The sequence below is a fragment of the Lacimicrobium alkaliphilum genome, from assembly GCF_002591895.1.
GTDB lineage: Bacteria > Pseudomonadota > Gammaproteobacteria > Enterobacterales > Alteromonadaceae > Lacimicrobium > Lacimicrobium alkaliphilum.
Genome location: NZ_NISX01000017.1, coordinates 16146 through 39794, shown reverse-complemented (window position 1 = coordinate 39794; position 23649 = coordinate 16146). Strand labels below are relative to the sequence as shown.

General features: G+C 50.3%; 19 protein-coding genes. 10 read left to right on the top strand and 9 right to left on the bottom strand.

From position 1 onward, the window contains the following. Positions 1–9: 9 nt before the first annotated feature. On the bottom strand, positions 10–1305 hold the full coding sequence (locus CDA54_RS15165) for a GntP family permease (protein WP_099035881.1): 1296 nt from the start codon (positions 1303–1305) through the stop codon (positions 10–12). Positions 1306–1596: 291 nt separating this feature from the next. Between CDA54_RS15165 and CDA54_RS15160 the strand changes: the two genes are divergently transcribed. Continuing rightward, positions 1597–3894, top strand: a complete 2298-nt coding sequence (locus CDA54_RS15160) for a TonB-dependent receptor (protein WP_373286104.1) — start codon at positions 1597–1599, stop codon at positions 3892–3894. Between the two features lie 112 nt (positions 3895–4006). After that, a complete protein-coding gene (locus tag CDA54_RS15155; protein ID WP_099035880.1) occupies positions 4007–4663 on the top strand; it encodes a response regulator transcription factor in 657 nt (218 codons plus the stop codon). 3 nt (positions 4664–4666) lie between these two features. Here CDA54_RS15155 and CDA54_RS15150 read toward each other — a convergent pair whose 3' ends face one another. Together CDA54_RS15150 and CDA54_RS15145 are read right to left on the bottom strand one after the other, a co-directional pair. Further along, the gene (locus tag CDA54_RS15150; RefSeq protein WP_099035879.1) at positions 4667–5782 is read right to left on the bottom strand and encodes a threonine aldolase family protein; all 1116 of its coding nucleotides are present in this window, start codon (positions 5780–5782) and stop codon (positions 4667–4669) included. 18 nt (positions 5783–5800) lie between these two features. Next, entirely contained in the window at positions 5801–9163 is a 3363-nt protein-coding gene (locus CDA54_RS15145) for a PAS domain-containing hybrid sensor histidine kinase/response regulator (RefSeq protein WP_099035878.1), read from the bottom strand. A 196-nt stretch (positions 9164–9359) separates the two neighbouring features. On the opposite strand from CDA54_RS15145, the gene CDA54_RS15140 reads away from it, so the two are divergent. The 5 genes from CDA54_RS15140 (at position 9360) to CDA54_RS15120 (ending at position 13376) form a co-directional block, all read left to right on the top strand. Beyond that, positions 9360–10004: a hypothetical protein gene (locus CDA54_RS15140; protein WP_099035877.1), complete on the top strand. Its 645-nt coding sequence runs from the start codon at positions 9360–9362 to the stop codon at positions 10002–10004. Between the two features lie 2 nt (positions 10005–10006). Continuing rightward, positions 10007–10819 (top strand): META domain-containing protein, encoded by an 813-nt coding sequence (locus CDA54_RS15135; RefSeq protein WP_099035876.1) that lies wholly within the window; start codon positions 10007–10009, stop codon positions 10817–10819. A gap of 290 nt (positions 10820–11109) precedes the next feature. Next, positions 11110–11772, top strand: coding sequence for an HNH endonuclease (locus CDA54_RS15130; RefSeq protein WP_099035875.1), 663 nt, complete (start codon positions 11110–11112; stop codon positions 11770–11772). A gap of 237 nt (positions 11773–12009) precedes the next feature. Further along, a complete protein-coding gene (locus CDA54_RS15125; protein WP_099035874.1) occupies positions 12010–12636 on the top strand; it encodes a hypothetical protein in 627 nt (208 codons plus the stop codon). Positions 12637–12656: 20 nt separating this feature from the next. Further along, positions 12657–13376 carry a hypothetical protein gene (locus tag CDA54_RS15120; RefSeq protein ID WP_099035873.1) on the top strand — a complete coding sequence of 240 codons (720 nt, stop codon included), beginning with the start codon at positions 12657–12659 and terminating at the stop codon, positions 13374–13376. Positions 13377–13532: 156 nt separating this feature from the next. On the opposite strand, the gene CDA54_RS15115 is transcribed toward CDA54_RS15120, so the two are convergent. From CDA54_RS15115 to CDA54_RS15090, 6 genes are all read right to left on the bottom strand, one after another. Further along, positions 13533–14426: a hydroxymethylglutaryl-CoA lyase gene (locus tag CDA54_RS15115; RefSeq protein ID WP_099035872.1), complete on the bottom strand. Its 894-nt coding sequence runs from the start codon at positions 14424–14426 to the stop codon at positions 13533–13535. 234 nt (positions 14427–14660) lie between these two features. Then, positions 14661–16673, bottom strand: coding sequence for an acetyl/propionyl/methylcrotonyl-CoA carboxylase subunit alpha (locus CDA54_RS15110; protein ID WP_099035871.1), 2013 nt, complete (start codon positions 16671–16673; stop codon positions 14661–14663). A gap of 2 nt (positions 16674–16675) precedes the next feature. After that, complete coding sequence (locus tag CDA54_RS15105; RefSeq protein WP_099035870.1) at positions 16676–17464, bottom strand: enoyl-CoA hydratase/isomerase family protein; 789 nt, start codon at positions 17462–17464, stop codon at positions 16676–16678. A gap of 9 nt (positions 17465–17473) precedes the next feature. After that, positions 17474–19081, bottom strand: a complete 1608-nt coding sequence (locus CDA54_RS15100) for a carboxyl transferase domain-containing protein (protein WP_099035869.1) — start codon at positions 19079–19081, stop codon at positions 17474–17476. 201 nt (positions 19082–19282) lie between these two features. Next, positions 19283–20452 carry an isovaleryl-CoA dehydrogenase gene (locus CDA54_RS15095; RefSeq protein WP_099035868.1) on the bottom strand — a complete coding sequence of 390 codons (1170 nt, stop codon included), beginning with the start codon at positions 20450–20452 and terminating at the stop codon, positions 19283–19285. Continuing rightward, positions 20449–20847 (bottom strand): MerR family transcriptional regulator, encoded by a 399-nt coding sequence (locus CDA54_RS15090; protein ID WP_099035867.1) that lies wholly within the window; start codon positions 20845–20847, stop codon positions 20449–20451. The genes CDA54_RS15095 and CDA54_RS15090 overlap by 4 nt, the downstream gene beginning before the upstream one ends. A 255-nt stretch (positions 20848–21102) precedes the next feature. Between CDA54_RS15090 and CDA54_RS15085 the strand changes: the two genes are divergently transcribed. The 3 genes from CDA54_RS15085 to CDA54_RS15075 all read left to right on the top strand — a co-directional run bounded on the left by CDA54_RS15085 (position 21103) and on the right by CDA54_RS15075 (position 23344). After that, positions 21103–22281: an acetyl-CoA C-acyltransferase gene (locus CDA54_RS15085; RefSeq protein ID WP_099035866.1), complete on the top strand. Its 1179-nt coding sequence runs from the start codon at positions 21103–21105 to the stop codon at positions 22279–22281. Positions 22282–22829: 548 nt separating this feature from the next. After that, complete coding sequence (locus CDA54_RS15080; RefSeq protein ID WP_218962417.1) at positions 22830–23045, top strand: hypothetical protein; 216 nt, start codon at positions 22830–22832, stop codon at positions 23043–23045. Continuing rightward, on the top strand, positions 23030–23344 hold the full coding sequence (locus CDA54_RS15075; protein ID WP_099035865.1) for a type II toxin-antitoxin system RelE/ParE family toxin: 315 nt from the start codon (positions 23030–23032) through the stop codon (positions 23342–23344). The genes CDA54_RS15080 and CDA54_RS15075 overlap by 16 nt, the downstream gene beginning before the upstream one ends. Positions 23345–23649 lie beyond the last annotated feature (305 nt).

Below are 23649 nucleotides of genomic sequence, written 5' to 3'. Positions count from 1 at the left end.
TTTAAAACCTCAGAACCAGTTAAACAGAGCAACAGCCATGGCCAGACCAATGAGTGGAACTACTACAGTTAATGCGCCTACTGCCCAGTATGCCTGCTGATGAGATTCACCACAGATAGCGCGAATAGTGGTCACCACGTAGCCATTGTGGGGCAGGGAATCCAGTGCGCCAGAAGAAATCGATACAATGCGGTGCAGCTCCTGTGGATCCACGCCCTGATCCATATAATGAGGTCCCAGCAGCGGCAGGGCGATGGCCTGACCACCGGAGGCCGAACCGGTCAGTCCGGCGATCACACTCACCGCGACGGCTGCACCAATCAGCTCATTACCCGGTAACTGGGTCATTACATCTACCGCAACCTGAAAGGCTTCTGTGGATTTAGCCACAGTACCAAAACCAACCACGGCTGAGGTGTTACCAATGGCCACTAATGCGCCGGTAGTGCCGGCACTGACCGCGCCACTAAGATTATGAAAATGTTTAAAATTAATCGCCATCAGGGTCAGTACACCACCACCCAGGGCAATAATCAGTGCCAGTTGCTGTAAGGTTTCGTGAAAACTGAAGGACAGTACCAGCACCACCATCAGTGGAATAATACCGGTTATGGGGTGGGGATAATCGCGCTCAGGAATAGTCGGGTCACTGTCTCTGTGTTCAAAACGCTCACCATTATCCAGTGCTTTTTTAATCATTCGCTTCAGCCACCAGTAACCAAAGCTGGCCATAAATATCGCCACCACCAGAGACACTTCCCAGGCGGCAAAAGGGGAGGTGCCCAGATACTTGATTGGGATCCAGTTCTGAATTTCCGGCGAGCCGGCAGAGGTCATGGTAAAGGTCACTGAGCCAAAGGCCAGGGCGGCAGGTATAAAACGTCGGGGCAGGTCGGCGTCTTTAAACAAGCTCAGCGCCATAGGGTAAACGGAAAACGCCACCACAAATACGCTGACCCCGCCATAGGTAAGAATCGCGCAAGCCATTACCACTGCCACCACAGCGTGTTTCATGCCCAGTTTGCTGATGATCCAGCGGGCTACGGCGTCGGCGGCACCCGTGTCTTCCATAAATTTGCCAAACAGTGAGCCGAGCAAAAACATAAAGAACCAGGCAGCGATAAAGCCGGAAAAACCATCCATATAGGCACCAACAAAATTGGTTTCACCAACAAAAACGGGAATGCCGCTGGTCAGTGCCACAATCAGCGCACACAAAGGTGCAGCAATAAAGAGGTTCATTCCTCTGATGGTCAAGATAATGAGTAACAGCAGTCCGCCAACCAGACCCAATAAACTCAACATAATAGGTTGTCCTTAGCATTAACTCCGCAGAATCCGGAGTGTGTAAATAACAGACGCATGACTGTAATAACACAGAGCGCCTTGATGACCTTTTGTTAATAAATGCCAAGGCTTCTTGTTACGGAAGCCTGTACATTGTGTGTCATAGCCCGCTTTTGGCCCATAGTACTATGGTACAGCATACGTTTTTAACGGAATGAACTAGAGTAGCGGTGACCTTGTTAATAAATGCAACAAAAAACAAACAAACAAGCAAACACTCAAGTTAATAAGAAGTTAGAAGGAAACATCATGACCATGTTCACCTCACACAAGACCCTATGCGCGCTGGCTGTGTCCACTGCGCTCACCAGCGCCATGCCGGTTATGGCACAGGAACAACAGCAGGAAGAAGAGAAAAAAGGCGGCCTGGAACGTATCGAAGTTACCGCCCGTAAGACAGTTGAAAGTATTCAGGAAGTGCCTATTGCGCTTACATCGGTCGGTTCAGTGGAGATCGCTGAAAAAGGCATCAGTACCGTTGTTGAGTTGCAGCAGTTGTCTCCCAATACCACGTTGCAGAAAAGTCGTGGTACTAACTCGACCCTGACAGCTTTTATCCGTGGTGTGGGTCAGGAAGATCCATTGTGGGGTTATGAGCCAGGTGTCGGTATCTATGTCGATGACATCTATATGGCCCGCCCGCAAGGTGCAGTACTGGACATTCTTAATGTTGAACGCATTGAAGTACTGCGTGGCCCGCAGGGCTCACTGTACGGTAAAAATACCATCGGTGGTGCGGTCAAGTATGTAACCAAGAAAATGACCGGTGATACTGAGCTGTCTGTTCGCGGCACGGTCGGTACCTATTCGCAAAAAGATTTGAAAATTTCCGGCCAGTTGCCGCTGATTGATGACACGCTTTATCTGGGGGTGTCCTACGCTAATCTTAACCGTGACGGTTTTGGTGAGTTTCTGACCTCGGCGCTGCCGGGCCAGGACAGAGAAAACTACAATAAAGACCTGCAGGCTTATAGGGTAACCCTGGAATATACGCCTACCGATGACCTCTTTATCCGTCTTAATTATGATAAAACGGAAGATGATTCCAATGCCAAAGGCGGCTATCGTCTTCTGCCCAGCCTGTTAACGGATGCGCCGGTACCTGACAGTAAATACGATTCCTATACCAGTTTGCCCACCTGGAACCGGGTCGAAAATGAAGGCATCAACCTGACGGTTGAGTGGGATATCAACAGTGAATTTGCGTTTAAATCTATAACCTCGAAGCGCGAGAGCTACTCGCCTACGAATATCGACTTTGACAATACATCACTGCAGATTTTTGATGTGCCAGCCATTTATGACGATGAGCAGTTTACTCAGGAATTCCAGCTGAATTATGTAACTGACAACCTGACCATGGTCTCCGGCCTGTATTATTACACTGCTGACTCCTGCGGTCAGTTTGAGGCCATTCTGGGTATTCTTGGCCAAACGGCATTTGGTACACCGGGCCTGACCCGTGAAGTGCGTGGGTGCAGTAATGGTGACAGTATCGCCGCCTACGCCCAGGGTTCATACGATATTACCGAGAAACTCTCAGTCACGGCCGGTGCCCGTTATACCAAGGACGAAAAAGAAGCCACCGTATTTAATGGTCTGGTGTTTGACAATATTTATCCTGAATCCGGCTGGGTGCCTGGTTATGTGCGCAATGACGATGTAATCGATGCTACGGTGCTGAATGTACTGGATGATAAAGAAGACTGGTCACGCTTTACACCCCGTCTGGGCGTTGAATATCAGGCCAGCCCTGATGTGATGGTCTATGCTGCTTATGCGCAGGGCTTTAAATCCGGTACCTTTAATCCCAGGGCCCAGACGGCTGAGCCTGCAGCAAACCCTGAAATCGTAGATTCCATTGAAGTGGGCTTTAAGAGTGATTTGGGTGATAGAGTACGCCTGAATATGACCATATTCAGCCTCGATCATGAAGATCGCCAGTATATATCCGTTATCCCTGACCCTGAAGACGCTTCGGTGTTGAATCAGCGTCTGGGTAATATCGGTCAGTCCAGTGCTAAAGGCCTGGAAATGGAATTGACAGTTGCCGCAACGGATAACCTGGAGATGCATGCAAACCTCGGTTACATCAACGCCAAGTTTGACGAAGTACGTTCGTTTGTGGATGCCGATAACTTTGAAGATATCTCAGACCGGTTCAGTGTAACTAACACTCCTAAAGTTAATGCTAATGTTGGTTTTACCTATAACATGACGTCATCTTTTGGTGATTTTGTTGTCAATGGTAGCTATTACTATCGCACCAAGTATGACCTGGTGGAGCTGGATAACCTGCTGACTCAGGATGAATATGGCTTACTGAATCTTGGCGTAAACTGGTATAGCAATGACGGCCAGTGGACTGTGGGCTTACATGGCAAAAACCTGACCAACGAAGAGTATCTGGTGGGTAACTACGCCTTTATCGCCAGGGATCCTAATAACCCCGGTGAGTATATTCCCGGACTGGGTGGTGACAATACCCTTATCGGTTACTACGGCGACCCCCGTACTGTCAGTCTGACAGTGGGCTATCGCTTCTGATAACCGGTTGTTAAAACCTTAAAAAAGGGGCGAGCTCTCGCCCCTTGATTTTCCTGTCTGCCTAACGGATAGTAGTCCGGCGTCTAACCTGAGATAAGTCTGTATCCTCCCTATGAGTAGTCAACCCAGAGCCATTATTGCCGACGATCACCCTTTGTTTCGCAGCGCTATGAAACAGGCGGTGCAGAGTACCCTCGGTGGTAATATTCTGGAGACGGCCAATCTCGAAGACACCCTGAGTTTATTGCAGCAATACCCGGCCATTGAGCTGGTATTTCTGGATTTGAACATGCCGGGTAATCAGGGGTTGACCGGCCTGACGACATTGCATAATGCTTATCCCGGCGTGCTGGTGTTAATCGTCTCTGCAGAAGAAAACCCGGCGGTGATCCGCCGCGCCATAGACTTCGGTGCCAGTGGTTATATACCCAAATCGGCCTCTCTGGAGAAGATTGCTCATGCGGTCGATGCGGTACTCGATGGCGAACAATGGTTACCCGAAGAGATTGAGCCCCTGATCCAGAAAGAGGGCAGCGTGAAGGATCAGCACTTTGCCCGCAAACTGGAGTCGCTGACGCCGCACCAGTTCCGGGTACTAAAACACCTGGCCAACGGATTGCTGAACAAGCAGATAGCCTATGAAATGCAGGTACAGGAAACCACCATCAAACAGCATGTTTCGGCGATATTACGTAAGCTTGAGGTGATAAATCGCACCCAGGCCGGGGTGATGTTTAAACAGTTTATGGAAAAACCCGAGCATCAGTGACTGTCATAACTGACAGCCGCTTAACACTTCGTCACTGAATTTATTCAGCCAATGCAGCCACTGGGCTTCTGTCATGGCGCTGAAGCCATCTCCGAGACTAATTTCCGAACAAATCACGTTTTCTTCAACCTGATAAGGCGGTGGGATCAGCCCTATCTGATGTTCGTCCATCCAGTGGCAGGCCAGTCTGAAAAACACCTCTGGCTGGCAGCGCAGCCTGAGCCTGAACATGGCCGTTTGTGGCACCTCGGGCCAGGTCTGAATCCCGGGCAATGTGTTGAGGGTTTTCGCCAGCCACTGTGCCCGATGATGACGGGCTGGCATTTGCGGTAAATGCTTTTCCATGCCCGTTCTTGCGGAGATAACATAAGGCGCGAGAGTATGCAGGTTGCCCCCGGCCCGGCGAAGCCACACTCTCGCATGTTCGATAAAACTTTCATCTCCCAGCAGCATTGCGCCGGCGATACCGCCAAGGTCTTTATAGAAACTCACATAAACTGAATCAAACAGGCAAGCAATGTCGCTCAGTGTTTTGTCGTAGGCCGCCGGACATTGCCATAGCCTGGCCCCGTCTAAATGTACTTTAATACCCTTACTTCGGGCCCACTCAACCTGCTGTATAAGGGAATCCCAATCTGGCAACTGGCCGCCAATTTCGCGCATCGGCAGCTCCATTAACACCGATGATAGCGGTTGTATTGAGGCCAGTTGTTGTAATTCACTGAGGGTGGGCAGGCGGTCATTTTGCCCCCACAGATGCCCCTTTAATTGCCACAGGGCCTGGTATCCCTGTTGTTCATGTAATACCAGGTGACTGGTGGGATGCAGAGCGATATTGGCATTCTGGGCAAACCCGGCCCAGATCCTCAGTGCCATGGGCTGGGCAAGGGTGCCACTGGGCATAAACAGGGCCGCCTGTTTACCCAGCAGGTGTGCGATCTGTTGTTCAAAGTCTTCGATCAATTTTCCCTGGCCATAGTAATCGGGGTTTTCCCCTTTCGCCGTTTCTTCTGCCAGTTTTTCCAGCGTCGTTTTAAGGCTCTGAGGCCGGTGACGGTGTAATCTCAACGGGCATCCGGCAAACGCCGCAGCATAGTTTTCTTCTGAGATATCCGTCATATCAAGGCCTCCACGGGTTTATTGTTCAAGTAGTTTTCTGATCAGTCGTTTCAGCGCCCCGGCTTTAACCGGTTTATGTAAAAAGCTAAAGCCAGCTTCAATGGCCTGTTCTCTGATACTTTCTTCGTAATTTGCCGAGTTGAGAATTGTGGGGACCTTTCGTTGCCAGTGCTGATAAAGCACCTGCGCCAGATCGGTGCCGATGGCGCCATGATCAAGGTGGTAATCCATGATCAACAGCGAAGGAGCGTTATCCATAGCAGCAATCGCCTGCTCCTGATTGGCGGCGCAATAGGTTTGTGCCCCCCACTGCTCAAACAATTGTGTCATCGCCCTGAGCACCTGTGGTTCATTGTCCACGACTAATACTGTATGCCCGCTAAGGAAGGCACTTTTATCCTGTTGCTCAGCAGAGGGTGGGGCCGTGGCCGCTACCATTTTTGGCGCATAGCAGGGCAGGGAAACTTCAAAGGTTGTGCCTTTACCCATCACAGACGTAAGGCGGATAGGGTGGCCCAATAGCTTGCTGATGCGTTCCACTATGGTTAACCCCAGCCCGAGCCCCTGTTTGTTTTCCTGTTGCAGCTGGTGAAATTCGTTGAAGATTTCCTGCTGCTGCTCTTTGGCAATACCCGGCCCGGTATCCCAGACCTGGATCCTGAGTTTTCCCTGGTGGCGTCTGCAGCCCACCAGAATCTTGCCTTTATCGGTGTAGCGAATAGCATTAGACACCAGATTCTGTAACACCCGCCTGAGTAACTTTTTATCCGACTCCACCACCATAGAGGTGGGGCAATAGCGAAGCTCGAGGTTTTTCTGGGCTGCCAGTAAACGGAATTCTGATACCAGTTGGTCGAGAATGTCTTTAAGTGCAAAGCGCTGGCGATGCACCTGAAGAATACCGGCATCGAGGCGGGTCATATCCAGTAACATTCCCAGCAGTTCCTCGGCATTGTTCAGCGATTGCTGCAGGCCCCTGGCTAGCTCTGAGACCTCCGTATGCTGCGCTTTCTGGGTGATCATTCCGGCAAACAGGGTGGCCGCGTTGAAAGGCTGCATCAGATCATGGCTGGCCGCCGCCAGAAATTTGGTTTTACTTTCGTTGGCCTTTTCTGCGTCCAGCTTGGCAATTTGCAGGGCCTGATTGGTATGCTGGAGCTGCTCGGTACGCTCTTCAACCCGGTGTTCCAGCGTGTTTTTAGCTTCTTCCAGCGCCTGCTGGGTTTTCACATATTCGGTGATGTCACTGTAGGTGGTAACAAACCCGCCGCCGGGCATCGGGTTACCCTGAAGCTCTATAACCCGCCCATCATGCTGGGTGCGCAGGTACTTGTAACTGCTGCCCTGGCGGATATAGCCGATACGTTTTTTTACTTCGCCGTCAAGATCCTCAATATGGCCCAGCATTCCCCGCCGGGCATTGAACCTGAGCAGTTCTTCTACCGTTAACCCGGCGCGCACAAAGCCGGCAGGGTAATCAAACAGCTCGATATAACGCTGATTCCACGCCAGCAGTTTAAGGTGGCGATCCACCACACTGATCCCCTGTTCAATATGCTCAACCGAGGATTGCAGCAGTTCGTAGTTAAACTGGTAACTCTGACTGGCTTCTTCTACCAGCCCCACCAGTTCATCCAGAGGAACGTGTTCCTGCTCGGTAATCGCCGAGAGCAAAATTCTGGCACTGGCATTACCAACATGGGCAGAAAGCTCCCGCTCAACCCGCTGAATAAGCTGGCCACTGGCATAGCTCATATTATTCGCCCGTTCAATACTGGTCTTCAGCGCGTGCTGTTGATGGGGTGACAGAACCTTTTGAGTAACGGCCAGCAACGAGGATATTTTTATCGTGGGGATAATGGCAGCCTCAGGTTTTACATTGGTGGCGAGACTGTGCCGATAGCCGCGACGCATCAGGCTTACCAGCACAAAGCACCCGAGGTTAATGCCAAGGCTAAGCAATACCCCCTGACTCATGGCCAGATCGCTGGGGGTGGACTCAAAATAATAACTTGCTTTGATACTGGGCCAGAGCAGCCAGATCACCCATCCGCTGCAACCTGCCAGTGTCGCCAGAATAGCCGCGGTTTTGCTGGCCTGTTTCCAGTAAAGTGCAAACAGCAGCGTCGGGGCCAGTTGTGCCAGTAAGGCCATGGCGATAATACCGCTGTTGACCAGCGGCGCTGTCTGGCTCAGATACTGGGAATACAGATACGCCAGCCCAATCACCAGTACCACGGTAAGACGACGGATGTTAAGCAGACTTTTGGGCCTCAGCGCCTGATGCTGATTGGGGCGAAAATGCAATTTAAGCCACAGTGGCGTGATCAGGTTGTTGGCAATCATAATACCCATGGCCAGAGTAGCCACGATGATCATACTCGACGCCGCCGACAAACCGCCAATAAAGGCGATCAGGGCCACCAGTGGCTCCTGTGCCAGCATAGGCAGAGCCAGCACGTAGGTGTCGGTATTCGCTTCTGGCAGCAGTATCTTGCCAGCCAGTGCTACCGGCAGTACGAACAGATTAATGGCCAGCAAATACAACGGAAACAGCCAGCGGGCGGTGCGTAACTCCTGTTCACCGTTATTTTCCACATAATTGATATGAAACTGGCGCGGCAGACAGAACATCGAACAAAAACCCAGCAACATATGGCTGAGATACACTAGCGGTGCCGAGCCAGTGGAAAGTATCTGGCGGGCGGGCTCATGCTGCTGCACTTTACCCAGCAGGTCGAGCACCCCGTCGAACATCATATAGCAGACAAACACCCCCACCAGAATAAAGGCCAGCAACTTGACCACCGATTCAAAAGCGATAGCCAGCATTAACCCCGGGTGTTTCTCTGTGAGACTGAGGCTGCGGGTACCGAACAGAATGGCAAATATCGCCATCAGTAATGCTACGTAAAAACTGGTGCCGCCCGGCCACTGCGGCTCACCGTCGGCGAGCAGGTTAACACTGGTGGTTACGGCATCCAGTTGCAGGGCGGTGTAGGGCATCACCCCTAAAAAACATATTAAGGTCACAAAGGCGGCAATAAGGTGTGACTTGTTGTACTGGGTACCAATAAAATCGGCCAGTGAACTGACGTTTTGTTGCTGGCAGATATAGATTACCCGCCTGAGCAGAGGGTAACCAAAGGCAAACACCAGAATACTGCCCACATAAGTAGGTGTGAAAGCCCAGCCATAGGTTGCAGACTGGGCCGTGGTGCCAAAAAACGCCCAGGATGTGCAGTGAATGCCCAGCGCCAGGCTGTAGATCACCGGCCGCTGTGCGCCACTGCGATGGAACCGGTCGCCCCAGAATCCTACAGCAAAGAGCACGGCCAGATAGCCAATCGCCAGTATTGTCAGTAACCAGATACTAAACATGGAATAAATTCAGATTAATCAATCACATCACTTTACCTTGCCCTAAGTGACTATGCCATAGTGCTATGGTGCAACGGCCTGTTGCCCTTTGCGGCAAAACATCCCGCAAGGGTTAGCCAGATCAGAGATGGCGCGTAAATTGCTCCTCAGTTTGCAGACTAATGTGCAGTCACACTGATCTAACAGCGAGGAGAGCATGCAGATACAAAATGGTTTAAGCCTTTTTGACTACCTGGACAATCCGGAAAAATCAAAACAGAGCCTGCAACAGATTGCTGATAAAGCCAATCAGAACATTGGTGCGGAACTGACGGAGCTGGGGCAGACCGGCCGTGGGCAGATGGACGACGTACTGAAAAAGATGGAATCCGGCGAGTCAGCGGTAAAAATGCAGACACTGGACAATATGATTGCCTTTAACCTGCGCCCTGTTGCCGCTGAGCTGCAGGATCTGGCCGATCGTCTGAACTTACCACAGCCGGTTTCTTTGCAGCACGAGCAGGGTAAATGGCAGGTTGAAGGCGCTGATGCAGATTCGGATAACAAGTCATTGCAACGTTTGCAGCAATATCTGGATGCGAATCAGCCGCTGCAGGACAAGCTCAGCCAGCTCAGCCGGCTTTCAGAAATGTACGAGCAGGGCAAGACCCGTGAATTTGCCGCCGAGCTCAAAGCACAGGATGTGCCACAGCAAAAGGTGGTGGACTTTCTGTCGTCCAGCCGCGATCATTTAAAAGCGGCCAGCGATATTTCCCTGTACCGCGAAGAGCTTAAATTAGACTCCAGGGGCCAGGCTCAGAGCCTGTATGATAATGCCCGCCAGAATCTCGGACTTGACTGATAATGCAAAAAACACCACTACTGCTTGTTACCCTTGTACTGCTTAGTGCCTGCACCGCGATGGACAAGCAAAGCGGTGCACAGCCTGAACCATCCGGCCAGGCTCAGAATCCGGCCCTGCAATCTCACAACCCGGATAATGCCCATACCAGCGAAAATGCCCTGGACTGGGCAGGCGTTTATGAAGGTATATTGCCCTGCGCCGATTGCGAGGGCATTCAGACTCGCCTGATGCTCTCCGGTGACGGTCATTATCAGTTAAGTGAAACCTATCTGGGCGAAGGGGAAAAGGCCCGTGCATTTAAGTCAAAAGGTGAATTTGAATGGCTGGATGACGGGCTACGTATCCGCCTTTTGGGCCGTACATCGGCACCGGGGCTTTATCAGGTAGGGGAAAACCAGCTCTTTCATCTCGACCAGGATGGACAGCGCATCAGCGGTGAACTGGCCGCGCAATATCGTCTTGCTAAACGAATCGGCTCCGAAATTGTTGGCGTTAAGTGGCAACTCACAGAGCTAATGGGGCAGGAGATTACCATTGATGCACAAAAGCCCGTGTATTTTACCATCGACGCCGATATGCAGGTAACCGGCTTCGCTGGCTGTAACCGTTTTTTTGGTAAGGTAAATCTCAGGCAAGGCCAGCGACTGGCCTTTGATAAAATGGCCTCCACCATGATGGCCTGCCCGGCACTGCAACAGGAAGGCAAGTTACTCAAAGCGCTGCAAATGGCCGATAACTACAGCCTCAATCAGGGCAGTTTATCGCTGAATAAAGCCCGGATGGCCCCGCTGGCACGCTTTGCTTCTAACTGATCTAGCACGTCTGCCAGAAGTGCCGCTTTGACAACAAGCGATTTCTAACTATATGATGCCCTTAAGAAAAACTTTTCTGACACGGAATTAGTCGGGTCTTATAGTGCCGCATTCCTACTTTCCGCAGAAAACGAGACCAGCCAACCCGGTGGACTCAAATCATAAGCTTTTGTTTAATAAAATAATATTGACTTTTAAGCTATCAAATAAGAACAAGCAGATTTTGAATCTGATCAGACGTCGATCTGATACTTTGTTAGGCAATAAGGTGAGCCAAGGAAAGAAGAAATATGTGGCCCCAAAAAGTTAAAGAAAATGCATTAATCGCTTGTCGGCGAAAGTGTTGTGTATGCCATATGTTCTGTGGACGCAACATAGAGCTTCATCATATTGTAATGGAATCGAAAGGTGGTGAATCTACCTTCGATAACTGCATCCCGCTATGCTTTAATTGCCATGCCGAGGCTGGCCACTACAATACCAACCACCCCAAGGGGACGAAATATTCGTCGTCTGAACTTAAAAGGCATCGGGATATCTGGTACCAGACAGTTCAGCAACTCGATTTAGCAGAACACAAATGGGAAGCGAGCGAGAACAAGCAGCTTAAAGAGGTTTACGAAGATCAAGTTGTAACATTAAACGGGTTCGTTTGGCGAGAAGCATTCCCTGGCCCGCCAAATTACGATTCATTCGATACAGACAGAATCGAAACTTATTGGATGTTAGTTCTTCCAGAGCCAATATGCTTATTTGCAAATAGCTTTGAGACGGAAGAAACGATAAAAATCGAAAATATTAGAAAGCTGCAGCTATGTGTAAATTCAGAGTTCTATGTCGCCAACAAAGATATTATCCGAACAGATGTAGAGCTGACTGGAAAGCTTTTTATGTCAATTACTGGTCATCATCATGGAGATGCAAATTTTGACATTCGAGGCCTGCATGCCTAACAAAAAGCTGCACCTGACATTTTTTGCTACGCTCAATTGTGTATGTCGCGTAGCTCCATTTTACACTATTGCTCTCCGCAAAAACTGCAGGTGAGCTTGGCGTTAGGTTCCTACCCTCCCTCCTTCGAACTGAATAAAATTCATACTGAAACTTGACAAGTTGGAGGTAAAGAGGATAATTCCTCTTATTGTTTGAGGTGAAACCTCTTTTTATGGTTCTTATGATGGTGGTCAAAAATGACAGTGAAAGCATCTTTAAAAATAGTTCTTATGGCAAATGACGTTGAAATCGCTGAATCAGTCGATAAGACATTATGGCAAAAGGTGTTTGCGGCCATTAATCAAGGAACAAACCAAGTCCAGTTAGAATCGACCTCCCCGGGTGCAGGGACATTGCCCTCAGCCCCAAGTGGCGAAGTTGAATCCCTTTCTTTAACCCCTGGTGGAATAGATGGGTTAAGCAAGTTCGCTGGAGAGCTTGGCATTACCCCAGAAGAGGTTGAAGGTGCTTTGTATCCTTCTCTTGAGGCTCCATATATTCATCTTGACCCTCACTGCTGGGAGGCTCTAAAGAAAAACACTCCTCCACGTGGTCCCCAAGCTATTGCCCCCATCTCGCTGGCAGGCACGGTGCTGGCTTTATGGTTTAAGCATGCAGGCATTGATGGTATCCCGACCACTAAGCAGTGTCAGGCTGTGTTAAAGACTATCCACACTTCAGACAAAAACGCTGGGCGATCGCTAAGGAATACCGAGTGGTTGCAAACCCGTGGTAATGGAATAGTCGTTAATCCTGTTCACCGCTCTCGCGCTGTAGCAGTTGCTGCCGCGTACTGTACCAAATCGCCCATCGCCAAGAGCTAAACTGTGGAATGTAGGAAATTATGCCATCTAACTTCTTAAAAAATTTGGCCCCGCTAAAAATCTCGAACTCGGAGAGAGCTATTGCGCTTGTTTGGTATGCTGGCCTTGAAAATCATGTCACTGATATTAGTGTTGGAGAAATAGCCAGTATCTTTGAGGCCGCCGGATACCCTAGACAGAACCAAAGCCGAATAAGAGAAGCTCTTAGTAAAGATAGGCGTACGACGAAAACAAAAGATAAGCATTACCGAATTAACGTTAAAGCTAGGGCAAAATTAGATGAGACCTATTTGCAACTTGTCGATTATCGACCTATAAACAACTCAAGCTCCGTTGTGGACGCTGGGCTTTTCAAAGGGACTCGAGCCTATATTGAAAAAGTCGTTGCGCAACTAAATGCTGCCTATGATGGGGCGCTTTATGACTGCTGTGCCGTAATGTGTAGGCGACTGTTGGAAACACTTATTATCGAGGTGTACGAATCTAGGGGAGAGGCCGATACACTTAAGAACGGAAGTGGTCACTTCCATATGTTTTCAGGGCTCAAAGCTGTTATTGAAAGTGATCAAAACATCACTTTGAGCAGGAATACACTGCAGGGGTTAAACGATTTTAAAAAGCTAGGTGATTTATCTGCTCATTCTAGGCGCTTCAACGCGAGGAAAAATGACATTGACAAAAACATAGCTGGAATAAGAGTGGCCGGAGAGGAATTTTTACATTTAGCCGATCTTATATGAATCTAACAAGGCAAGTAACCGGACACTAGACTTCCCCCGCTTTAACGGACACGCATCACTAACTCAAAACGGAGTGAACATGTCCACACAGAAAAAGGTCAGATTAGCCAGTGTTCAGCGCGGCTAATCTGACTGTTCGGATCTGAGTCCATAGCGTTATTCTGACAGGGCTTTAGCGACTTTAGAGTTAGTACTGCGGCCAAGTTTGGCGGTAATCTGTTCACCAGCCTGAATCAGTTTATTCAGATCAATGCCGGTTTCGATGCCCATACCCTGGAGCATATACACCACATCTTCTGTGGCCACATTGCCGGAAGCGCCTTTGGCGTATGGGCAGCCACCTATACCTGCCACGGCGCTGTCGACAACGCTTATTCCCTGCTGCAGGGCAATCAGAATATTGGCCAGCGCCTGGCCGTAGGTGTCATGAAAATGCACTGCCAGTTGGGTTTTGGGAACCATCCGGCTTACCGTGTCGAGCATATGTGCGGTTTTTACCGGGGTGCCCACGCCAATGGTGTCGCCTAAAGAGATCTCATAGCAGCCCATTTGTAACAGCCTGTCTGACACCTCAGCCACTTTGTCGGCGCTGATCTCACCTTCGTAGGGGCAACCCAGTACGCATGACACATAGCCGCGCACCGGTATATTGTTGGCCTGGGCCGCCTGCATCACCGGGGCGAAGCGCTCCAGGCTTTCACTGATGCTGCAATTGATATTCTTTTGCGTAAAACTCTCTGAGGCAGCACCAAAAATCGCTACTTCGTCGGCCTTTGCGGCCAGCGCCGCTTCAAAGCCTTTCAGATTGGGGGTCAGAGCAGAATAAGTGACACCCGCCTTGCGGCTGATGGCGGCAAAAACCTCGCTGCTGTCGGCCATTTGCGGTACCCATTTGGGTGACACAAAACTGCCGCTTTCCACTATGTTCAGGCCCGCATCGGCGAGGTTTTCCACCAGTGCCACTTTGTCCGCAAGGGCTATCTGGCCCTTTTCATTTTGCAACCCGTCACGGGGGCCCACTTCAATGATTTTAACTTTTTTCGGATACATAGGTTTGAAGCCAGTTTTTTTACCACAGAGGCACGGAGAGCACAGAGAAAAACAATGAAATGGGTAACCTCTGTGTCCTCTGTGCCTCTGTGGTTAGTTGCTTTCAGCCCGGGATATTCCGGGTTTATCCCCGTATTCCGCTGCGCTTTATACGGGCTACGTTTTTTATACACAATGTAGGGCTGAATTTATTCGGCCAGTTTGTGAATACAGGCGAATAAATTCGCCCCTACATCATGCATCATCAGCCTCAAAGGCCAGTAGTTCGGCGCCGCCGTCCACCAGGTCACCCTGCTGGAAGAAAAACTCCGTGACTTTGCCATCAGAGGGGGCTTTAAGGCTGTGTTCCATTTTCATCGCTTCCATGATCACCAGTTCCTGACCTTTGCTTACCTGTTGGCCCACTTCGACAACCAATTTTACCACTGAACCATTCATTGGTGCCGCCAGCCCGCCGCCATGCTGATCATGATCCAGCAAGCCCAGATCGGGCGCCTGCCTGGAAAAGTGCAGGGCACTGTATTGGGTATACAACGAACAGCTTTGTTTGTCGGCACTGATGCTAACGCGTTGACGATGCCCGTTAATGATGGCGATCAGGCTGTCTTGTTGGATCTCACCGGTTGCATCAGCCTGGAAGCGCTCTCCGCTGATAATAAAGCGTTTTTGTCCGTCGCCTTCAATCTGTTTTACCGTCACTTCATGGGTGCTTTCATGCACTTTGATTTGCAGTTTTTGCTGGTATTGCTGATTACTGCGCCAGGCGTTAAGGCTCTGCCAGGGCGAGTAGGGGTCCTGATGATGCTGGCTGAGGTTTTGATGCTCCTGCTGCTGTCTCAGCACCAGATACAGCGCCGCCAGTGGCAATAAATTGGCAATATCGGCTTCATCTTTAAGAAATATCTGCTGCTGATGCTTATCAATAAAGCCTGTATCCAGCTGAGCCTGTTTAAAGGCCCGGGTGCTGACCAGATTGTAGAGAAAATCAATATTGGTGGTAACACCTTTGATACGGTATTCAGAAAGTGCCTTCACCAGGCGGCGCAGTGCCTTGTCGCGATCTTCATCCCATACAATCAGCTTGGCGATCATCGGGTCATAGTAAACCGACACCTGATCACCCTGGCGCACACCGGTATCCACCCTTACATAGTCCGACTCATCCGGTGGTTGCAGAAAATGCAGGGTACCGGTGGCGGGAAGGAATTCATTGTCGGGGTCCTCGGCGTAAATTCTTGCTTCAAACGCATGGCCATTGATTGTGAGTTCAGATTGATTCAGAGGCAGCTCTTCGCCACTGGCGACACGTATCTGCCATTCCACCAGATCCTGGCCGCTGATCATTTCTGTTACCGGGTGCTCCACCTGTAAACGGGTGTTCATTTCCATAAAATAGAAACTGCCGTCGGTATCAAGCAGGAACTCAACGGTGCCGGCACCCACATAGTTAATGGCTTTGGCCGCTTTAAGTGCCGCTTCGCCCATTTCTGCGCGCAGCGCCTGAGAAACGCCCGGAGCAGGGGCCTCTTCAATGACTTTCTGGTGGCGACGTTGTACCGAGCAATCACGTTCAAACAAGTACACACCATTGCCATGCACGTCACAAAATACCTGAATTTCCACATGTCGGGGCTGGGTCAGATATTTCTCCACCAGCATCTGGTCGTCACCAAAGCCGGCCATAGACTCACGCTTGGCAGCGGCCAGGGCCTGCTCAAATTCGCCAGCCTGATGCACCTGGCGCATACCTTTACCACCGCCACCGGCGGCGGCTTTGAGCAATACCGGGTAGCCCATTTTCTCTGCTTCGGCTCTGAGGATTTCAGGTGACTGATCATCGCCGTGGTAGCCGGGTACCAGCGGCACGCCGGCCGCTTCCATGATTTTCTTGGCGGCAGACTTAGAGCCCATCGCATCAATGGCGGCAACAGGCGGGCCCACAAAGATAATCTGGTTGTCTTCACAAAGACGGGCAAAATGGGCGTTTTCTGACAAAAAACCATAGCCGGGATGAATCATATCGGCGCCTACTTTGCGGGCCACCTCGATGATTTTTTCCGCTCTGAGGTAACTGTCTTTCGACGGAGCCGGGCCAATACACACCGCTTCATCGGCAATCTGCACATGCATCGCATTGGCATCGGCATCGGAGTAGACTGCTACCGTATGAATACCCATGCGCTGCGCGGTTCGCATTATTCGGCAGCTGATTTCTCCGCGGTTGGCGACGAGCAGTTTAACCAACATAATTACTCCTGGATCCAGTTTGGACGGCGTTTTTCCAAAAAGGCACTAAGACCTTCCTGACCCTGTTCTGAGACGCGGATAGTGGCAATGCGCAGGCTGGTTTTCTCCATCAGCTCTTCGTCTTCATCTTTATGATCGGCAATATCGAAAATCAGTTGCTTGGCTGCGCTGACGGCATCCGGGCTGTTTTTCAATAACTGCTCGGTCAGATCATCCACCGTGCTGTCCAGCTCTTCTTCTGTCACCGCTTCGCTAAGCAGGCCTAATCGCCGTGCACGGCGGGCAGAGAACACTTCTGCGGTGGTGAAATAGCGCCGTGCAGTGCGTTTGCCGATAGCGTCTATCACATAGGGGGCGATAGTGGCCGGGATCAGGCCCAGTTTGACTTCGCTTAAACAGAATTTACTCATTTTACTGCCGATGGCCATATCACAGCAGGCGATCAGGCCCACCGCGCCGCCAAACGCCGAGCCCTGAACTTTGGCCACTGTGGGTTTGGGCAGGGTGTTGAGGGTATGCAGCATGGTCGCCAGCGCTTTGGCGTCGTCAACATTTTCCTCAAAGCTATAGGTTGCCATGCGTTTCATCCAACCGGCGTCGGCACCGGCACAGAAACTCTTTCCGTTTGCGGCCAGTATCAGCAACCGTACGTTTTTGTCTTCCCCGGCGCGTTTAAATAATGTGGTCAGTTGTTTGATCAACACATCATCAAAGGCATTGTGTTTCTGAGGCCGGTTCAGAGTAACCGTTGCCACACCGCGGCTATCCACTTCATATAAAATATCTGACATGGGGCCTCCTTACATGCGGAACACGCCGAAACGGGTGTCCTCAATAGGTTTATTCAAAGATGCTGAAAGACATAAGCCAAGCACCGTGCGGGTATCTGCAGGGTCAATAACGCCATCGTCCCATAGTCTGGCTGAGGCGTAGTAGGGGTGGCCCTGGTGCTCATAATCATCGATGATGGGTTGTTTGAATGCCTTTTCTTCGGCTTCGCTCCAGTCTTCATCCTGGCGGGCTTTCTGATCCCGCTTCACCTGCGCCAGTACCCCGGCGGCCTGTTCGCCACCCATTACTGAGATACGGGCATTAGGCCACATAAATAAGAAGCGAGGGTCGTAAGCGCGGCCACACATGCCGTAATTACCGGCACCGAAGCTGCCGCCAATCAGAATAGTAAACTTGGGCACTTTTGCGCAGGCTACCGCAGTCACCATTTTGGCGCCGTGTTTGGCAATGCCCCCTGCTTCATATTGCTTACCCACCATAAATCCGGTGATATTCTGCAAAAATACCAGTGGGATTTTGCGCTGTGCACACAGCTCAATAAAGTGGGCGCCTTTTTGGGCCGACTCTGAGAATAGTATTCCATTATTGGCGACAATGCCCACAGGATAGCCGAAGATGCGTGCAAATCCGCACACTAACGTGTTGCCGTAAAGGGCCTTGAATTCATCGAATTCCGAGCCGTCCACGACACGGGCGATAATCTCTCTTACATCGTATGACTGGCGGGTATCCTTAGGCACAATGCCGTAAATCTCTTTCACATCGTAAGCCGGATCTACCGGCTCAGTCAGTTGCAGAGACACCGGCTTGGTGCGGTTTAAACGTGCTACGGCATCACGGGCAATTTTCAGCGCATGATGATCATTGTTGGCCAGATGGTCGGCCACGCCGGAGGTGCGACAATGCACATCACCACCGCCCAGCTCTTCGGCTGTGACCACTTCGCCGGTTGCGGCTTTCACCAGCGGCGGGCCGCCCAGAAATATGGTGCCCTGTTCTTTAACGATAATGGACTCATCGGCCATCGCCGGCACATAAGCGCCACCCGCGGTACAGGAACCCATGACCACAGCTATCTGCGGAATATTGGCGGCTGAGAGGTTAGCCTGATTATAAAAAATACGGCCAAAGTGTTCACGATCCGGAAACACCTCATCCTGGCGGGGCAGGTTGGCACCACCGCTGTCTACCAGATAGATACAGGGCAGGTTATTCTGTTCGGCGATGGTCTGCGCGCGCAGGTGTTTTTTCACCGTAAGCGGGTAATACGTACCGCCTTTAACGGTGGCATCGTTGGCGACGATCATGCACTCCACGCCTGATACCCGGCCAATACCACTGATTATTCCTGCGGCGGGCACGTCATCATCGTAAACATGCAACGCGGCCAGTTGTGACAGCTCTAAGAAGGGGGCGCCGGGGTCAAGCAGGGCTTCGATACGCTCACGGGGAAGCAGCTTGCCTCTGTTGATATGGCGCTGATTTGATTTTTCACCGCCACCCTGACTGATTTGGGAGAATTGCTGGCGCAGATCATCCACCTGAGCCTGCATATGCTCTGCATTGTCGGCGAAGGCCTGGCTTTTGGCGTTAATTTTTGATTCTATTCGGGGCACAAGGCTCTCCTTATTTGCATTTACCACAGAGACACAGAGGTCACAGAGAAAATAAAATCACTACTAGAACACGACTTTATGACACTATGGTGCCAGTCTTTTTCAAGCGTTAACTGTGTTGTTGATGCACAGTTAACGGTTTACGAAAAAACTTTCACCATTAATTCTCTGTGTTCTCCGTGCCTCTGTGGTGAATATTCTTTAAGCCGACTCTTTAAACAGTTCACGACCGATCAGCATACGGCGGATTTCCGACGTGCCGGCACCAATCTCATACAGCTTAGCATCCCTGAGCAAACGCCCGGTGGGGTATTCGTTGATGTAGCCGTTACCACCGAGTAACTGAATCGCATCCAATGCCATTTTGGTGGCCAGTTCCGCCGAATATAAAATGACTGCAGCGGCGTCTTTACGTGCTGTTTCACCACGATCACAGGCCCTGGCGACGGTATAAACATAAGCGCGGGCGGCATTCATCTGTGTGTACATGTCGGCGAGTTTGCCCTGCACCAGCTGAAATTCACCGATACTCTGACCAAACTGTTTTCTGTCGTGCACATAGGGCACAACAACATCCATACATGCCTGCATAATCCCCAGCGGCCCGCCGGAGAGCACCAGACGTTCATAATCCAGGCCACTCATCAGAACTTTTACGCCGCCACCCTCAACACCGAGAATATTTTCAGCGGGAATTTCACAGTTATCGAACACCAGCTCACAGGTATTGGAAGAGCGCATGCCGAGTTTGTCGAGCTTTTGAGCCTGGCTGAATCCCGGTGTGTCACGTTCAACAATAAAGGCGGTGATGCCTTTGGAGCCGGCGTTAACATCGGTTTTTGCGTAAATCACAAAAACATGGGCATCGGGACCATTGGTGATCCACATTTTATTGCCATTAAGAATGTATTTGTCGCCCTGTTTTTTGGCGCTAAGCTTCATGCTTACGACGTCAGAACCGGCGTTGGGTTCACTCATGGCCAGCGCACCAATATGCTCACCACTGACCAGTTTAGGCAGGTATTTTTCACGCTGGGCGTCATTACCGTTTTTATAGATCTGATTAACGCACAGATTAGAATGGGCGCCATAGCTCAGGCCAATACCGGCACTGGCGCGGCTGATTTCTTCCATTGCCACCACATGGGCCAGATACCCCATGTCAGCACCACCATACTGCTCAGACACTGTGACACCTAACAGGCCCATTTCACCAAACTTGGGCCAAAGCTGATTGGGAAAAGCGTTGTCTTCATCGGCACTTTCGGCCAGCGGCGCAATCTCGCCCTGGGCAAAGGCATAGACTTGGTCGCGAAGCATATCCACTTCTTCGCCAAGACCAAAATTCAGGGTAGGGTAATGGGCTTTCATGCGCGTTTTCCTCTTGTTAATTGTTCCAGTTCCAGCCGGCAGCGGCTCTCCAGATCTTCCAGTTCATTCTTCAGCATCTGAATATCTTCCAGTTGCTGATCCATGCTCGCCCGTTTCAGCGCAATCATGTCCAGAATCACTTCATTTTGTGCCAGCGAATTTTCGTTGCTGTCGTAAAGGTTAAACAGAGTTTTGGTTTCTGCCAGTGAAAAGCCGAGTCTTTTTCCCCGTAGAATGAGTTTCAGCCTGACTCTGTCTTTGTTGTGATAGATACGGGTTTGCCCGCTACGCTCAGGACTCAGCAGCCCTTGCTCTTCATAGAAGCGGATTGATCGGGGCGTAATGTCAAATTCTTTTGCCAGTTCGCCAATGCTGTAGGTGTGGTTCTCGGCCATATCACTTTACGTTTACGTAAGCTGTAAGTTAACCTAAAGGTAAAGTAAGCGTAACAAGGCGTCAACACGGGGGTGCGACCAGATGACTGGTCAACCTGTGAAAATGTTCATTATGCTGTACGTTTGGCTTATAGCGCAGCGTCGCATAACTGAGCTAGCATTAATGCCAGAGATTTAATGCACTGGGTATTACGAGATTCTCCGGGCTGATTACAGATTCCGTTCAGGCCGGTCATAACATACAGGGGATAAATGATGAGTAACAACGATGCAGTGGTAATTGTGGATGCCAGACGCACACCAATGGGTGGGTTTCAGGGCGCGCTGGCGCCACTAAGTGGTGTTGATCTCGGTGCTGCGGCAATAAAAGCGCTGTTGGAGAACCACGACGCCGATGCCGTACAGGAAGTGTTTATGGGCTGCGTATTGCCTGCGGGTTTAGGCCAGTCACCGGCAAGGCAGGCGAGCCTGAAAGCCGGCCTGCCTTTGTCTGCCGGTGTAACCACTATTAATAAGGTTTGTGGTTCGGGGATGAAAGCGGTAATGCTGGCCCATGACCTGATCAAAGCGGGCAGCATTGATACAGCCATTGCCGGTGGTATGGAAAGCATGAGTAATGCGCCTTATCTGTTGCCTAAAGCGCGCAGCGGTTATCGCATGGGCCATGGTCAGGTACTGGATCATATGATGTTAGACGGCCTGGAAAATGCCTATGATGGCAAAGCAATGGGCTGTTTCGCTCAGGATACCGCCGACAAGGAGCAGATCGATCGCCAGCAGATGGATGAGTTTGCGTTAACCTCTTTATCCCGGGCGTCACAGGCCATCAGCAGCGGAGCGTTTAATAACGAAATTACACCGGTAACCATTACCACCCGTAAAGGCGATGTGACTGTTGATACTGATGAAGGTCCGGGCAGCGCTATGCCGGATAAGATCCCCAATCTGCGTCCGGCGTTTAAAAAAGACGGCACCATTACTGCGGCCAACTCCAGCTCTATATCTGATGGCGGCGCAGCGCTGCTGGTGATGCGTGAATCGGTGGCGAAAGAAAAAGGGTTAACCCCGCTGGCCCGCATTGTGGGTCATGCAACCCATTCTATTGAGCCTGAGAACTTTACCGTAGCGCCGGTTGGCGCCATGCAGAAGCTTTTTGATAAAGTTAACTGGCAAAGCAGTGATGTGGATCTGTTCGAAATTAATGAAGCTTTTGCCATGGTAACGATGCTGGCGGTTAAACAACTGAAACTGGATGCTGAAAAAGTGAATGTAAATGGCGGTGCCTGTGCATTAGGCCATCCTATTGGTGCGTCCGGTGCACGTATTCTGGTAACGCTGTTACATGCACTGAAAAACCGTGGTCTGAAAAAAGGTGTCGCATCCCTGTGTATCGGCGGTGGTGAAGCCACAGCCATCGCTGTGGAAATGCTTTAGTTGGTGAGGGGGGAAGAGTGAGGAGTGAGGAGTGAGGGGGCAGGAGTGAGGTGAAAAGCCCGTCTTTATTACCTGTACTTCTTACTCCGCGTCTTTGCGCCTCAGCGAGAAAAATGAATAAAGCGCAGCGGTATAGCCTGCAAGGAGCGTAGCGGATTGCGGGGTTGCGTTTTTCCGGATTCCACTTCGCTTCATCACGGGCTACAAGCTGCTGATGACTAATGAACATTCGTGCATGACAAGTGGTCGTTCCCGCGGTAGTTGGCGGGAACCCAGTGCCTTTAGTGAGAGTATAAAAAGTCCTGTAGATCACGCAGAGGCGAAAAGTTCGCAGAGGGGTAAGGGGAATTAATCGGTTTAATTCTCTGTGTTCTCCGTGTCTGCGCTGAAATCTTTTAACTTCAAACCATCGAAAAGGAATTTTCACCATATAGACCCAAAGCGCACAGATAATACTGGTTAATTATTCCATACGCACCGTTGTTGCTAAGCATACTGATTCAGATTATCCCCTGGGATGTAATCCCAAATCAGGTGTATGATTAAACATGAAACCATCTTATCGGGTTGTTGTAATGCAAATAGCAAAAAGTGAAGTGCTGGAACTGTTGAATCAGATGCCAGATGAGTGTGATCTCGAAGAGCTACATTATCGCCTGTACGTACTGGAGAAGATAAAGCGTGGGCAGGAAAATTATCGAGACAAAGGTGGCGTTAGTCAGGAAGAGGCAGAGAACAGGATGAACAAATGGGTTATATCCTGAAATGGACAGAAACCGCCTTACAAGACATTGAGGAGATTGCTGAGTATATCCATAGAGATAGCCCGTTTTATGCCAGTGTTGTGGTTGAAAAGATGATGGGTAGAACAAGAGAGCTTCCTGCTCAGCCATTAGCAGGCAGAGTGGTGCCTGAGGCGCAAACTAAGAGCATCAGGGAAGTGTTAGTTTATGACTATCGTTTGATTTATGAGGTCATTGAAATGCGGCAAGAAATTGTGATGCTGGCCGTATTTCATGCGAGGCGAAATGTTCACAAAACCCTAATAGAACGGCTGGATTAATAATATTCTCTTGTAGATCGATTTTCGTCCAACAAACTGTTGAAGGGCCGAATTTATTCGGCTTGTAGCGGTGGTATCAGGCGAATAAATTCGCCCCTACAACTTTGCGTGAAATGAGTTGTTTGTGCTTTTACTTCGCGCTGTAGGGCGCTACGCAAGCCAGCCTTCGGCTGTTCACGTGTTCCCTATACTTTGGTCGTGTGGTTAGAGGGTTATAAGCTTTATAATCATAGAAGGCACGAAAAACACTTAATTATAGAGGATAGAAAAAGGGCTTTAACATCTCTGCGTCTTTGCGCCTCAGC

Coding starts and splice junctions, on each gene's coding strand:
- CDA54_RS15155 (WP_099035880.1), top strand. CDS start 4,007: ATGAGTAGTCAACCCAGAGCCATTATTGCCGACGATCACCCTTTGTTT.
- CDA54_RS15160 (WP_373286104.1), top strand. CDS start 1,597: ATGACCATGTTCACCTCACACAAGACCCTATGCGCGCTGGCTGTGTCC.
- CDA54_RS15115 (WP_099035872.1), bottom strand. CDS start 14,426: ATGTATCCGAAAAAAGTTAAAATCATTGAAGTGGGCCCCCGTGACGGG.
- CDA54_RS15090 (WP_099035867.1), bottom strand. CDS start 20,847: ATGGCCGAGAACCACACCTACAGCATTGGCGAACTGGCAAAAGAATTT.
- CDA54_RS15075 (WP_099035865.1), top strand. CDS start 23,030: ATGGGTTATATCCTGAAATGGACAGAAACCGCCTTACAAGACATTGAG.
- CDA54_RS15085 (WP_099035866.1), top strand. CDS start 21,103: ATGAGTAACAACGATGCAGTGGTAATTGTGGATGCCAGACGCACACCA.
- CDA54_RS15140 (WP_099035877.1), top strand. CDS start 9,360: ATGCAGATACAAAATGGTTTAAGCCTTTTTGACTACCTGGACAATCCG.
- CDA54_RS15110 (WP_099035871.1), bottom strand. CDS start 16,673: ATGTTGGTTAAACTGCTCGTCGCCAACCGCGGAGAAATCAGCTGCCGA.
- CDA54_RS15150 (WP_099035879.1), bottom strand. CDS start 5,782: ATGACGGATATCTCAGAAGAAAACTATGCTGCGGCGTTTGCCGGATGC.
- CDA54_RS15165 (WP_099035881.1), bottom strand. CDS start 1,305: ATGTTGAGTTTATTGGGTCTGGTTGGCGGACTGCTGTTACTCATTATC.
- CDA54_RS15125 (WP_099035874.1), top strand. CDS start 12,010: ATGACAGTGAAAGCATCTTTAAAAATAGTTCTTATGGCAAATGACGTT.
- CDA54_RS15105 (WP_099035870.1), bottom strand. CDS start 17,464: ATGTCAGATATTTTATATGAAGTGGATAGCCGCGGTGTGGCAACGGTT.
- CDA54_RS15095 (WP_099035868.1), bottom strand. CDS start 20,452: ATGAAAGCCCATTACCCTACCCTGAATTTTGGTCTTGGCGAAGAAGTG.
- CDA54_RS15120 (WP_099035873.1), top strand. CDS start 12,657: ATGCCATCTAACTTCTTAAAAAATTTGGCCCCGCTAAAAATCTCGAAC.
- CDA54_RS15135 (WP_099035876.1), top strand. CDS start 10,007: ATGCAAAAAACACCACTACTGCTTGTTACCCTTGTACTGCTTAGTGCC.
- CDA54_RS15080 (WP_218962417.1), top strand. CDS start 22,830: ATGAAACCATCTTATCGGGTTGTTGTAATGCAAATAGCAAAAAGTGAA.
- CDA54_RS15145 (WP_099035878.1), bottom strand. CDS start 9,163: ATGTTTAGTATCTGGTTACTGACAATACTGGCGATTGGCTATCTGGCC.
- CDA54_RS15130 (WP_099035875.1), top strand. CDS start 11,110: ATGTGGCCCCAAAAAGTTAAAGAAAATGCATTAATCGCTTGTCGGCGA.